This is a genomic window from Pseudomonas mediterranea CFBP 5447 (assembly GCF_000774145.1).
Taxonomy (GTDB): Bacteria; Pseudomonadota; Gammaproteobacteria; order Pseudomonadales; family Pseudomonadaceae; genus Aquipseudomonas; species Aquipseudomonas mediterranea.
Genome location: NZ_KN322983.1, coordinates 126001 through 138767, shown reverse-complemented (window position 1 = coordinate 138767; position 12767 = coordinate 126001). Strand labels below are relative to the sequence as shown.

Below are 12767 nucleotides of genomic sequence, written 5' to 3'. Positions count from 1 at the left end.
TAGGCTAAACTGCGCAGCTACTCCGAGGAGCCCATCCTATGCAAAACCCGCAGAACCTGATCTGGATCGACCTGGAAATGACCGGTCTGAACCCCGACACCGACGTCATCATCGAAATGGCCACCATCGTGACCGACAGTGATCTCAACACCCTGGCCGAAGGCCCGGTGATCGCGATCCATCATAGCGACGAGGTACTGGCCGGCATGGACGAATGGAACACCCGCCAGCACGGCGGCTCGGGCCTGACCCAGCGGGTACGCGAGAGCAAGATCAGCATGGCCGAGGCCGAGGCCCAGACCATCGCCTTCCTCGAGCAGTGGGTGCCGAAGGGCAAATCACCGATCTGCGGCAACAGCATCTGCCAGGACCGGCGCTTCCTTTATACCCACATGAAGTCCCTGGAAAGCTATTTCCACTACCGCAACCTGGACGTCTCCACCCTCAAGGAACTGGCCGCCCGCTGGGCGCCGCAAGTGCGTGACAGCTTCCAGAAGGGCGGCAGCCACCTGGCACTGGACGACATTCGCGAGTCCATTGCCGAGCTGCAGCATTACCGCAAGCATTTCATCAAGTTCTGATTGTGCTGTGGCGAAGGGAACCGTGGGGGCAAGGCTTGCCCGCGATGAACGATGACACGGTCCTGCAATGAACGGTGTTGACTGCATCGCGAGCAAGCTTTGCTCCCACAGATCCCCTCGCCACCCGTCTGTGTTTGGCAGGGTCAACGGCTGCCCTCTTTTGGTGCTGGCCCGAACTGGCTAGACTGCGCGCCTTCCTGCAAGGACCGCCATCATGTTGCTCATGCTCTATCTGATCGCCATCACCGCTGAAGCCATGACCGGCGCCCTGTCTGCCGGGCGGCGGGGCATGGACTGGTTCGGCGTGGTGCTGATCGCCTGTGTCACGGCGCTGGGTGGCGGCTCGGTGCGCGACGTGTTGCTCGGGCATTACCCGCTCACTTGGGTCAAGCACCCGGAATACCTGGTGTTGACCACGGCGGCGGCCATGCTGACGGTGTTCCTGGCGCGCTGGATGCGTCATCTGCGCTCGATGTTCCTGGTGCTCGACGCCGTCGGCCTAGTGGCCTTCACGCTGATCGGCTGCATGACGGCCCTGGAAATGGGCCATGGCATGTTGGTGGCGTCGGTCAGTGGCGTCATTACCGGCGTGTTCGGCGGGATCCTGCGCGACATCTTCTGTAACGATATTCCGCTGATCTTCCGGCGCGAGCTGTATGCCAGCGTCTCGTTTGCCGCCGCATGGTGTTATCTGCTGTGCGTCTACCTGGCCTTGCCCAATGAACAGGCCGTGCTCATCACCTTGTTCGGCGGCTTCCTGCTGCGGCTCCTGGCGATCCGCTTCCACTGGGAAATGCCGAAGTTCGTCTACAACGACGAGGTCTGACGCTGCGCGTGCTGGCGCAGCGCCCATTCCACATGCTCACGCACCAGCTCCGAGGGATGATCGCGGCGTGCCTCCAGTGCCTGAAGCACTGGAATCGTTGACGGTGCATTGCCCAGGCCGACCGCCAGGTTGCGCAGCCAGCGCTCATAACCGGCACGGCGCAACGGCGAGCCTTCGCTGCTCTTGAGAAAGGTGTCCTCGTCCCACAGGAACAGCTCGGCCAGTCCGGCATTGTCCAGGTTGTGGCGTGGCTTGAAATCGTTTTCTCCGGACGGCCGGGCGAAACGGTTCCACGGACAAACGATCTGACAATCATCACAACCGAACACCCGGTTGCCGATCAAGGGGCGCAGTTCTTCAGGGATGGCGCTTTTCAGCTCGATGGTCAGGTAGGAGATGCAGCGGCGGGCGTCCAGTACGTAGGGACCGATGAAGGCATTGGTCGGACAAATGTCCAGGCACGCCGTGCATTTCCCACAGTGTTCGCTGGCCTGGGGCGGGTCCACCGGCAATGGCAGGTCGACAAACAGCTCGCTCAGGAAGAAGTAGCTGCCGGCCTTGCGGTTCAGTACCAGGGTGTTCTTGCCGATCCAGCCGAGGCCGGCCTGTTCGGCGATGGCTTTTTCCAGGACCGGTGCGCTGTCGACGAAGGCGCGGTAGCCGAAGGGGCCGATGACCGCCTGGATTTTTTCTGCCAGTTGTTGCACGCGTTTACGGATCAATTTGTGGTAATCGCGGCCCAACGCATAACGCGAGACGTAGGCTTTTTCCGGTTGGCCGAGCATCTGCGCCATATGCGTGTCGCCCGGCAGGTAGTCCATGCGCAGGGACACCACCCGCAGCGTGCCCGGCACCAGTTCGTCGGGGTGCGAGCGCTTGCTGCCATGGGCGCCCATGTAGTCCATTTCACCGTGGTAGCCCGCATCGAGCCAGCGCTGCAGGTGTTGCTCATGCTCGCCAAGGTCCAGTCCGCTGATGCCGACTTGCTGGAAACCCAGCTCGCGGCCCCAGTCCTTGATGGATTGGGCGAGGGCGGGGAGATCGGTGGGAATGGCAGGCATGAGGCGAGAGAAACCGGAGCTGAGATGCGTATAATTCTGCCAGACATCGGAGCCTGAAGACGCATGCCGCACACTAAAGATGATTTTCCCGACGCACTGTACAGTGCCGCGCAGGTCCGGGCCCTTGATGCACAGCTGATTGCGGCAGGCACCACCGGCTTCGAATTGATGCAACGAGCGGCTCGCACCACCTGGCGGGCCATCGTCCGACGCTGGCCTGATGCCAGTGAACTGACCGTGCTCGCCGGCCATGGCAACAACGCCGGTGACGGTTACCTGGTGGCCACCCTGGCCCGGCGTGCCGGTTGGTCGGTGCGGGTCCTGACGGTGGGCGAGCCCCGCCGTCTGCTCGGTGACGCCGCCAACGCCCATGCCGAGGCCGTCGCGGTGGGTGTACCGGTAGAACCGTGGTCGGATGAGTCGGAATTGCGCGGTGTGCTGCTGGATGCATTGCTCGGTACCGGTTTGAGCGGCGAGGTGCGTGAGCCTTATGTCCGGGCCATCGATACGATCAACGTCAGTGGCCTCCCGGTCGCCGCGGTGGATATCCCCTCGGGGCTGTGTGCCGATACCGGTCGGGTGCTCGGCACAGCGGTGAGCGCCGATCTGACCGTGACCTTCATTGGTTTGAAGCTGGGCCTGTTCACCGGCGATGCCGCGGACCGGGTCGGTGAACTGGTCTTCAACGACCTCCACGCCGATCCTGACATCGTTGAAGCAGCGCCGGTCAGTGCCCGATTGCTCTCACCCCATAATCTGCCGCGTCTGACGCCTCGCGCGCCTACTTCCCACAAAGGCTCGTTCGGGCATGTCCTGTTGATCGGTGGCGACCGAGGGTTTGGCGGCGCTATCCAGATGAGCGCCGAAAGCGCCCTGCGTTGCGGCGCGGGCATGGTTTCCATGGCAACCCGCAGCGAACATGTCGGCGCTGCGCTGACCCGTTTGCCGGAGGTCATGGTGCAAGGCACTCATTCGGCGAACCAACTGATGGGTTTGCTCAAGCAGGCCGGTGTGCTGGTGGTCGGGCCCGGACTGGGCCAGGCTGCGTGGGGGCGCAGCCTGTTGTCTGCGGCGGCCAATGCGCCGTTGCCACAGGTGTGGGACGCCGATGCACTGAATCTGCTGAGTGTCGGTGCGGTCAGCCTGCCGGAAGGCTGCGTGATCACCCCGCATCCGGGCGAAGCTGCGCGACTCCTGGATATCTCCACCGCCCAGGTGCAGGCCGATCGCCCGGCTGCCGCCCAGGCGTTGAGCAAAAAATACACAGCCACGGTGATTCTCAAGGGCGCCGGCAGTCTGATTGCCAGCCCGGACGGTCGCCTGGCCGTTTGCAGCCAGGGTCATCCTGCCATGGCTACCGCTGGTCTGGGGGATGTGCTGGCCGGGGTGGTCGGCGCCTTGCTCGCCCAAGGGCTGGCGGGCTTCGAGGCGGCGTGCCTGGCGGTGTGGCTGCACGCCAACGCCGGTGCGCAAGCCGGTCGGTCGGGCCGGGGGCTGGCGGCGACCGATCTGATTCCGGCCATTCGTCAGTTGTTGGAGGAGCAATCACCTTGTCTGAAGTAACCCTGTACATGGCTGACGAACAGGCCATGACGGCATTCGGTGCCCGTATCGCGCGTATTACGGCGGGCCACGGCCTGGTTTTCCTCGTCGGCGATCTCGGCGCGGGCAAGACCACCTTGTCCCGGGGCATCATTCGCGGTCTCGGGCACGTCGGCGCGGTAAAAAGCCCCACGTTCACATTGGTGGAACCCTACGAGATCGGCGATATCCGTGCGTTCCATTTTGACCTGTACCGATTGGTAGACCCCGAGGAACTGGAGTTCCTCGGCATTCGCGATTATTTCGAAGATGACGCCTTGTGCCTGATCGAATGGCCCGACAAGGGTGCAGGCTTTTTGCCAAAGCCTGACCTGACCATTACCATTGGCGCGCAGAACGGCGGGCGTTCGCTGAAACTGACGCCGCAAGGCTCGCGAGGCGAGTCGTGGTGTGCCGCGTTGGCACTGGAAAACTAATTGATGATGGGGTTTGGTATGCGCTTTCGCGCGGTGGTTGCTGTCGTAGGACTGTTGCTTACGGCACTGGCCGTCGATGCTGTGGCTGAGACAAAGGTCAACAGCGTTCGCCTCTGGCGGGCGCCGGACAATACTCGGCTGGTGTTCGACCTGACAGGGCCGGTGCAGCACAGCGTATTCACCCTGACGGCCCCGGATCGCCTGGTGATCGACATCAATGGTGCGTCCCTTGGCGCGCCGCTGAACGTGGCCACCGCCAACACACCGATTACCGCGATGCGTTCGGCCCAGCGTACGCCGACCGACCTGCGGGTGGTCATCGACCTGAAAAAAGCCGTGACCCCGAAAAGCTTCACCCTCGCCCCGAACGCCCAATACGGCAACCGGCTGGTGGTGGACCTGTTCGACAACCCGGCCGACGCCGCGCCGCCTCCACCGGCGCCGACCAATGTCGCCACGGTGCCGGCAGTGCCGGTCACGCCGACCGAGCCCGCGATCAAGCTGCCACCGGCCCCGGCCGGCAAGCGCGACATCATCGTGGTGATCGACGCCGGTCACGGCGGCGAAGACCCGGGCGCCTCCGGCTCGCGGGGCCAGCGTGAAAAAGACGTGGTGCTGTCCATCGCCCGCGAACTGCAACGCCAGGTCAACGGCATGAAAGGCTTCCGTGCCGAACTGACCCGTACCGGCGATTACTTCATTCCGTTGCGTGGCCGTACCGAAATCGCCCGCAAGAAAGGCGCCGACCTGTTCGTTTCCATCCACGCCGACGCGGCCCCTTCGGCGGCGGCTTTCGGCGCCTCGGTGTTTGCCCTGTCCGACCGTGGTGCGACTTCCGAGACCGCCCGTTGGCTGGCCGACAGCGAGAACCGTTCCGACCTGATCGGCGGTGCCGGCAATGTCAGCCTCGACGACAAGGACCGCATGCTGGCCGGCGTGTTGCTCGATCTGTCGATGACCGCCTCGCTGACCTCCAGCCTGAACGTCGGCCAGAAAGTCTTGAGCAACATTGGCCGTGTCACGCCACTGCACAAGCAACGCGTCGAACAGGCCGGGTTCATGGTGCTCAAGTCCCCGGACATCCCATCGATCCTGGTGGAGACCGGCTTCATCTCCAACTCCAACGAAGCCTCCAAGCTGTCGTCGGCCAGCCATCAGCAGGCGCTGGCCCGCTCCATCAGCAGCGGCGTGCGCCAGTTCTTCCAGCAGAACCCACCGCCTGGCACCTACATTGCCTGGCTGCGCGATTCCGGCAAGATTGCCCAGGGGCCGCGCGACCATCGGGTCAGCGCCGGTGAAACCCTGGCGATGATCGCCGTGCGCTACCAGGTGTCGCCCGCGACCTTGCGCAGCGTCAACAACCTCAAGAGTGACGAGCTGAAGATCGGTCAGACCCTGACCATTCCCGGCAACGAAGTGGCGTCCAAACAATGAGCGATGAAGTGATCGGCAGCAACGCGCGCATCGAACTGCTCAGCCCCCGGCTGGCGAACCAGATCGCCGCCGGTGAGGTGGTGGAGCGCCCGGCGTCGGTCATCAAGGAACTGTTGGAGAACAGCCTCGATTCCGGGGCCAAGCGTATCGACGTGGATGTCGAGCAGGGTGGCGTCAAGCTGCTGCGGGTGCGCGATGACGGTGGCGGCATTTCTTCCGACGACCTGCCGCTGGCCCTGGCGCGTCACGCCACCAGCAAGATCCGCGACCTGGAAGACCTCGAGCGGGTCATGAGCCTGGGGTTTCGTGGCGAAGCGCTGGCCTCCATCAGCTCGGTGTCGCGCCTGACGCTGACCTCGCGTACCCGGGATGCCGAGCAGGCCTGGCAGGTCGAGACCGAAGGCCGGGACATGGCGTCCCGCGTCCAGCCCGCGGCCCATCCGGTGGGCACCTCGGTGGAAGTGCGCGACCTGTTTTTCAACACCCCAGCCCGCCGCAAGTTCCTCAAGGCCGAAAAGACCGAATTCGATCATCTGCAGGAAGTCATCAAGCGCCTGGCCCTGGCGCGTTTTGACGTAGCGTTCCACCTGCGCCATAACGGCAAGACCATCCTCAGCCTGCACGAGGCCCGTGACGATGCGGCCCGTGCCCGCCGGGTAGGCGCGGTGTGCGGCGCAGGCTTCCTGGAGCAGGCATTGCCCATCGAGGTGGAGCGCAACGGCCTGCACCTGTGGGGTTGGGTCGGCTTGCCGACGTTTTCCCGCAGCCAGGCGGACTTGCAATATTTCTATGTGAATGGCCGGGCGGTGCGCGACAAACTGGTGGCCCATGCGGTGCGCCAGGCCTACCGCGACGTGCTGTTCAACGGCCGGCATCCGACCTTCGTGCTGTTTTTCGAAGTCGACCCGTCGGTGGTGGACGTCAACGTGCACCCGACCAAGCACGAAGTGCGCTTCCGCGATGGGCGCATGGTGCACGATTTCCTCTATGGCACCTTGCACCGCGCCCTGGGCGACGTGCGTCCGGAAGACCAGCTCGCGGCGCCCGCTGCGGTGGCGGGCATGGTTCGTCCAACGGGGCTGGAGGCCGGCGAGTTCGGGCCCCAGGGTGAGATGAGCCTGGCGGCCAATGCCTTGCTCGAACAGCCACAGGCCCAGCCGATCTACAGCAGTGCAGGCAGCGGATCCGGCAGCGGCTATCAGTACCAGTACACGCCGCGCCCGCAATCGAACGTGCCGGCGGCCGAGGCCCAGGCGGCCTATCGTGAGTTCTTCAAGCCTTTGCCGGAAACCGGGGTGGCGGCATTGCCCGACGGCCAGGGCGATATCCCGCCGCTGGGCTACGCCCTGGCACAGCTCAAGGGCATCTATATCCTTTCGGAAAATGCCCAGGGCCTGGTCCTGGTGGACATGCACGCGGCCCACGAGCGGATCATGTACGAGCGGCTGAAGATCGCCATGGCCAGCGAAGGCCTGAGCGGCCAGCCGTTGCTGGTGCCTGAGTCCCTCGCGGTCAGCCAGCGTGAAGCCGATTGCGCCGAAGAGCATGTGGGCTGGTTCCAGCGCCTGGGCTTCGAGCTGCAGCGCCTGGGCCCGGAAACCCTGGCGATCCGGCAGATCCCGGCGTTGCTCAAGCAGGCCGAGGCCAATCGACTGGTCAGTGACGTGCTGGCGGACCTGATGGAATACGGCACCAGCGACCGCATCCAGGCGCACCTGAACGAATTGCTCGGCACCATGGCCTGCCACGGCGCGATCCGCGCCAACCGGCGCCTGGCCCTGCCGGAAATGAACGGCTTGTTGCGGGACATGGAAAACACCGAGCGTAGTGGCCAATGCAACCATGGTCGGCCGACCTGGACCCAACTGGGCCTGGACGACCTGGACAAACTGTTCCTGCGTGGTCGTTGATGAGCCAACTGCCCCCCGCGATTTTCCTGATGGGTCCGACCGCCGCCGGCAAGACCGACCTGGCCATCGAGCTGACCAAGGTCCTGCCCTGCGAGCTGATCAGCGTCGATTCGGCACTGGTCTACCGGGGCATGGACATCGGCACGGCCAAACCTTCAAAAGCGCTGCTGGCGGAATTTCCCCATCGGCTGATCGACATCCTGGACCCGGCCGAAGCCTACTCGGCCGCAGATTTCCGCCGCGATGCCCTCCAGGCCATGGCCGACATCACCGCACGGGGCAAGATACCGCTGCTGGTAGGCGGGACGATGCTGTATTACAAGGCCTTGATCGATGGGCTGGCCGACATGCCGGCGGCCGATCCCGACGTGCGCGCGCAAATCGAAGAAGAGGCCGCGCGCCTGGGCTGGCAAGCCCTGCACGAGCAATTGGCGGTCATCGACCCGGAGTCGGCGGCGCGTATTCACCCCAACGATCCGCAGCGCCTGAGCCGGGCCCTCGAGGTTTATCGGGTCAGCGGCCAGAGCATGACGGCCCTGCGCCAGCGACAATCTGCGCAAAGTACTGAAGCAGCCGCTTCGGGACTGCAACAATTACCCTATACTGTCGCGAATCTGGCCATCGCCCCGGCGAACCGGCAAGTGCTTCACCGTCGAATTGAACAAAGATTCACATTAATGTTGGAACAGGGATTCATAGACGAGGTCGTAGCCCTGCGTGAGCGAAGTGACCTGCATGCCGGGTTGCCGTCTATACGTGCGGTGGGTTATCGACAAGTCTGGGATTACCTGGACGGCAAGCTGACGTCAGCCGAGATGCGGGAGCGTGGGATCATAGCCACGCGCCAGTTGGCGAAGCGCCAGTTCACCTGGTTGCGCAGCTGGACTGACCTGCATTGGCTCGACAGCCTTGATTGCGACAATCTGCCACGCGCCTTGAAATACCTGGGGACCGTCTCCATATTGAGCTGAGTCCTTGCAATTGCCGTCTATCCTTGGGGGTGTGACGGCCAGAGCCATCTGATTCCGATTTTTATTATTGATCCTTAAAGGAGTGCGGCACATGTCAAAAGGGCATTCGCTACAAGACCCTTACTTGAACACTTTACGTAAAGAGAAAGTCGGGGTGTCCATCTATCTGGTCAACGGGATCAAACTGCAAGGCACGATCGAGTCTTTCGACCAGTTCGTCATCCTTCTGAAAAACACCGTCAGCCAGATGGTCTACAAACACGCTATCTCGACAGTCGTGCCGGTTCGTCCAATTCGTCTGCCAAGCGCAACCGAATCCGAAGGCGGTGACGCTGAACCGGGTAACGCCTGATAGGAGTCTCCTTTGTTCTTTGAGCGCCACGGTGGTGGTGAGCGGGCCATTCTCGTTCACCTGGATGGACAGGACCCTGAGGCGCGCGAAGACCCGCAGGAGTTTCAGGAGTTGGCACTTTCGGCCGGCGCCGAGACCGTCGCGTTTTTCAACGTGCCGCGTCATCGGCCAACCGCCAAATTCCTGATCGGCAGCGGCAAGGTCGAGGAACTGCGCGACCTGGTCAAGACCGAAGAAGCCGATCTGGTGATCTTCAATCATATCCTCACGCCCAGTCAGGAACGTAACCTCGAACGCGTATTCGAGTGTCGCGTGATCGACCGTACGGGCCTGATTCTCGATATCTTCGCCCAGCGCGCCCGTACCCATGAAGGCAAGCTCCAGGTCGAACTGGCCCAGCTCGAGCACATGAGCACGCGGCTGGTGCGTGGCTGGACCCACCTTGAGCGGCAGAAGGGTGGTATCGGCCTGCGCGGTCCGGGTGAAACCCAGTTGGAAACCGACCGGCGCCTCTTGCGGATCCGCCTGCGCCAGATCAAGGGACGCCTGGAAAAGGTCCGCAGCCAGCGCGAGCAATCGCGGCGCGGCCGCAAGCGCGCGGACATCCCGACGGTTTCCCTGGTGGGCTACACCAACGCCGGCAAATCGACGCTATTCAATAACGTGACCCAGTCGGACGTCTATGCCGCCGACCAGTTGTTCGCCACGCTCGACCCGACCCTGCGCCGGCTCGACCTGGACGACCTCGGGCCGATCGTGCTGGCCGACACCGTGGGTTTCATCCGCCACCTGCCGCATAAACTGGTCGAGGCTTTCCGGGCTACGCTCGAAGAGTCGAGCAACTCCGACCTGTTGCTGCATGTGATCGATGCCGCCGAGCCGGACCGGATGCTGCAGATCGAGCAGGTCATGGTGGTGCTCGGCGAGATCGGAGCTCAGGACTTGCCGATCCTGGAGGTATACAACAAACTCGATTTGCTCGAAGGCGTGGAGCCGCAGATCCAGCGCGATGCCGATGGCAAGCCGCAGCGGGTCTGGTTGTCGGCCCGGGACGGTACCGGTCTCGAACTGCTCGAGCAGGCCGTGGCGGAGTTGTTGGGCAGCGACCTGTTCGTCGGTACCTTGAAGTTGCCGCAACGGTTCGCCCGCCTGCGTGCCCAGTTCTTCGAGCTGGGGGCGGTGCAGAAAGAGGAGCATGACGAAGAAGGCACTTGCCTGCTGGCGGTTCGCCTGCCACGGTCGGAGCTGAATCGGCTGGTCAGTCGTGAAGGGCTGAAGCCGACGGAATTCATCGAGCAACACACTTTGCAATAAAAGCCTGAGAAAGCTGTGTCAGGCATTCTGTAGCATTGGCCGACGCGCCGTGGGTGCGTCTTTGCTTTATCAGATGGAGAGCGCTATGGCTTGGAATGAGCCGGGTGGCAACTCGAATAACCAGGATCCCTGGGGCGGCAAGCGTCGCAACAACGGCGACCGCAAGGGGCCACCGGATCTCGACGAGGCCTTCCGCAAGCTGCAGGAAAGCCTGAACGGTTTGTTCGGTGGTGGTAAGAAACGCGGTGACGACGGCAGTGATCGTCCAGGCAAGGGCGGCGGTATCGGCCTGCTCGGCATCGGCCTGGTCGTGCTCGCGGCTATCTGGCTGTACAGCGCGGTGTATGTCGTGGACGAGCAGGAGCAGGCCGTGGTGCTGCGCTTCGGCAAGTACTACGAAACCGTCGGCCCGGGCCTGAACATCTATTTCCCGCCGATCGACCAGAAGTACATGGAGAACGTCACGCGTGAGCGTGCCTACACCAAGCAGGGCCAGATGCTCACGGAGGACGAAAACATCGTCGAAGTGCCGCTGACCGTGCAGTACAAGATCACCAACCTGCAGGACTTCGTACTGAACGTCGACCAGCCGGAAGTCAGCCTGCAGCATGCCACCGAGAGTGCGTTGCGCCATGTGGTGGGTTCCACCGCCATGGACCAGGTGCTGACCGAGGGCCGTGAGCTGATGGCCAGCGAAATCAAGGAGCGCCTGCAGCGGTTCCTCGATACCTATCGCACCGGTATCACCGTCACCCAGGTCAACGTGCAGAGCGCCGCGGCGCCGCGTGAAGTCCAGGAAGCCTTCGACGACGTGATCCGTGCCCGTGAAGACGAGCAGCGTTCGCGCAACCAGGCCGAGACCTATGCCAACGGCGTCGTGCCGGAAGCCCGTGGTCAGGCCCAGCGCATCATCGAGGATGCCAACGGTTACCGTGACGAAGTGGTCTCCCGTGCCAAGGGTGAGGCCGATCGCTTCACCAAGCTGGTGGCCGAGTACCGCAAGGCTCCTGAGGTGACCCGTGAGCGCCTGTACCTGGACACCATGCAGGAAGTCTTCAGCAACACCAGCAAGGTCCTCGTGACCGGCAACAAGAATGGCCAGAGCAACCTGCTGTACCTGCCGTTGGACAAGATGGTCGAAAGCGGTCGCAACACCAGCACGCCAGCGGCCAGCACGGCAGCCTCCAGCAATGAAGCGAATGCTCGCGCTGCGGTGGAGCAGCAACAGCAAGCACGTACCAGGGAGAGTCGCTGATGAGCAATAAATCGCTGATCGCCCTTATTGTTGGCGTCGTCGTGGCGATCGCTGCCTGGAACTGCTTCTACATCGTGTCCCAGACCGAGCGGGCAGTGTTGCTGCAGTTCGGTCGCGTGGTCGAGACGGATGTCCAGCCAGGGCTGCATGTGAAGGTGCCGTACGTCAACAAGGTGCGTAAGTTCGACGCTCGCCTGATGACGCTGGATGCACCGACGCAGCGTTTCCTGACACTGGAAAAGAAAGCGGTGATGGTCGATGCCTACGCCAAGTGGCGCGTGAAGGATGCCGAGCGTTTCTACACGGCCACTTCGGGTCTCAAGCAGATCGCTGACGAACGCCTGTCCCGCCGCCTGGAATCCGGTTTGCGCGACCAGTTCGGCAAGCGCACCCTGCATGAAGTGGTGTCCGGTGAGCGTGATGCGCTCATGGCCGACATTACCCGTTCTCTGAATACCATGGCGGAAAAGGAACTGGGTATCGAAGTGGTCGATGTCCGGGTCAAGGCCATCGATCTACCGAAGGAAGTGAACCGCAGCGTGTTCGAGCGGATGAGCACCGAGCGTGAGCGTGAAGCCCGGGAGCACCGCGCGAAGGGTAACGAGCTGGCCGAAGGCATCCGTGCCGACGCCGACCGTCAACGTCGCGTATTGCTGGCCGAAGCCTATCGTGAGTCGGAAGAGGTTCGTGGTGATGGCGATGCCCAGGCCGCGGCGATCTATGCCAAGGCCTACGGCCAGGATCAGGAGTTCTACGCGTTCTACCGTAGCCTGCATGCCTACCGTGAAAGCTTCGCGCACAAATCCGACGTGTTGGTGCTGGACCCGAGCAGCGAGTTTTTCCGCTACCTGGAAAAGGCCAAGCCTTGATGTCACGTTGACCTGAGACACTCCGCCCGGCGGCTAAAACGTCTGGCGGGGTGATCCTTTGGGAAAACGGGTGTATGATGCGGCAGCCGGGAAATTCCCGGCTTTTTTGCGTCTGCACGTTCGATTGCGGTTTTGGTTGCAGGCGTCGGGTTGAACGACTCGACAGGTTTTTCGAG

Annotated in this window: 12 protein-coding genes; 11 read left to right on the top strand and 1 reads right to left on the bottom strand. The window is 62.9% G+C overall.

Annotation, left to right across the window (positions count from 1 at the left end):
* The first annotated feature begins 38 nt into the window (after positions 1-38).
* Together orn and N005_RS06155 are read left to right on the top strand one after the other, a co-directional pair.
* Complete coding sequence (orn, locus tag N005_RS06160; protein ID WP_047700365.1) at positions 39-581, top strand: oligoribonuclease; 543 nt, start codon at positions 39-41, stop codon at positions 579-581.
* 211 nt (positions 582-792) lie between these two features.
* On the top strand, positions 793-1407 hold the full coding sequence (locus N005_RS06155; RefSeq protein ID WP_174245327.1) for a trimeric intracellular cation channel family protein: 615 nt from the start codon (positions 793-795) through the stop codon (positions 1405-1407).
* Here N005_RS06155 and queG read toward each other — a convergent pair.
* The gene (queG, locus tag N005_RS06150) at positions 1389-2468 is read right to left on the bottom strand and encodes a tRNA epoxyqueuosine(34) reductase QueG (RefSeq protein WP_047700362.1); all 1080 of its coding nucleotides are present in this window, start codon (positions 2466-2468) and stop codon (positions 1389-1391) included. The two genes, N005_RS06155 and queG, sit on opposite strands and share 19 nt — an antisense overlap.
* Positions 2469-2531: 63 nt before the next feature.
* Between queG and N005_RS06145 the strand changes: the two genes are divergently transcribed.
* From N005_RS06145 to hflC, 9 genes are all read left to right on the top strand, one after another.
* Positions 2532-4031 carry a bifunctional ADP-dependent NAD(P)H-hydrate dehydratase/NAD(P)H-hydrate epimerase gene (locus tag N005_RS06145; RefSeq protein WP_047700360.1) on the top strand — a complete coding sequence of 500 codons (1500 nt, stop codon included), beginning with the start codon at positions 2532-2534 and terminating at the stop codon, positions 4029-4031.
* Complete coding sequence (gene tsaE, locus N005_RS06140; RefSeq protein WP_047700359.1) at positions 4019-4486, top strand: tRNA (adenosine(37)-N6)-threonylcarbamoyltransferase complex ATPase subunit type 1 TsaE; 468 nt, start codon at positions 4019-4021, stop codon at positions 4484-4486. The genes N005_RS06145 and tsaE overlap by 13 nt, the downstream gene beginning before the upstream one ends.
* 3 nt (positions 4487-4489) lie before the next feature.
* Complete coding sequence (locus tag N005_RS06135; RefSeq protein ID WP_047700357.1) at positions 4490-5920, top strand: N-acetylmuramoyl-L-alanine amidase; 1431 nt, start codon at positions 4490-4492, stop codon at positions 5918-5920.
* Positions 5917-7830: a DNA mismatch repair endonuclease MutL gene (mutL, locus tag N005_RS06130; RefSeq protein WP_047700355.1), complete on the top strand. Its 1914-nt coding sequence runs from the start codon at positions 5917-5919 to the stop codon at positions 7828-7830. The genes N005_RS06135 and mutL overlap by 4 nt, the downstream gene beginning before the upstream one ends.
* Positions 7830-8801 (top strand): tRNA (adenosine(37)-N6)-dimethylallyltransferase MiaA, encoded by a 972-nt coding sequence (gene miaA / locus N005_RS06125; RefSeq protein ID WP_047700353.1) that lies wholly within the window; start codon positions 7830-7832, stop codon positions 8799-8801. The genes mutL and miaA overlap by 1 nt, the downstream gene beginning before the upstream one ends.
* A 91-nt stretch (positions 8802-8892) precedes the next feature.
* Positions 8893-9153: an RNA chaperone Hfq gene (hfq, locus tag N005_RS06120; protein ID WP_003186419.1), complete on the top strand. Its 261-nt coding sequence runs from the start codon at positions 8893-8895 to the stop codon at positions 9151-9153.
* Positions 9154-9165: 12 nt separating this feature from the next.
* Complete coding sequence (hflX, locus tag N005_RS06115; RefSeq protein ID WP_047700351.1) at positions 9166-10467, top strand: ribosome rescue GTPase HflX; 1302 nt, start codon at positions 9166-9168, stop codon at positions 10465-10467.
* Between the two features lie 85 nt (positions 10468-10552).
* Entirely contained in the window at positions 10553-11722 is a 1170-nt protein-coding gene (hflK, locus tag N005_RS06110; RefSeq protein ID WP_047700349.1) for an FtsH protease activity modulator HflK, read from the top strand.
* On the top strand, positions 11722-12591 hold the full coding sequence (hflC, locus tag N005_RS06105) for a protease modulator HflC (protein ID WP_047700347.1): 870 nt from the start codon (positions 11722-11724) through the stop codon (positions 12589-12591). The genes hflK and hflC overlap by 1 nt, the downstream gene beginning before the upstream one ends.
* Positions 12592-12767 lie beyond the last annotated feature (176 nt).

Excerpts from the sequence above, each read along its gene's own strand:
- hflC (WP_047700347.1), top strand. The coding sequence starts at position 11,722 with ATGAGCAATAAATCGCTGATCGCCCTTATTGTTGGCGTCGTCGTGGCG.
- N005_RS06145 (WP_047700360.1), top strand. The coding sequence starts at position 2,532 with ATGCCGCACACTAAAGATGATTTTCCCGACGCACTGTACAGTGCCGCG.
- mutL (WP_047700355.1), top strand. The coding sequence starts at position 5,917 with ATGAGCGATGAAGTGATCGGCAGCAACGCGCGCATCGAACTGCTCAGC.
- orn (WP_047700365.1), top strand. The coding sequence starts at position 39 with ATGCAAAACCCGCAGAACCTGATCTGGATCGACCTGGAAATGACCGGT.
- hfq (WP_003186419.1), top strand. The coding sequence starts at position 8,893 with ATGTCAAAAGGGCATTCGCTACAAGACCCTTACTTGAACACTTTACGT.
- hflK (WP_047700349.1), top strand. The coding sequence starts at position 10,553 with ATGGCTTGGAATGAGCCGGGTGGCAACTCGAATAACCAGGATCCCTGG.
- miaA (WP_047700353.1), top strand. The coding sequence starts at position 7,830 with ATGAGCCAACTGCCCCCCGCGATTTTCCTGATGGGTCCGACCGCCGCC.
- N005_RS06135 (WP_047700357.1), top strand. The coding sequence starts at position 4,490 with ATGATGGGGTTTGGTATGCGCTTTCGCGCGGTGGTTGCTGTCGTAGGA.
- queG (WP_047700362.1), bottom strand. The coding sequence starts at position 2,468 with ATGCCTGCCATTCCCACCGATCTCCCCGCCCTCGCCCAATCCATCAAG.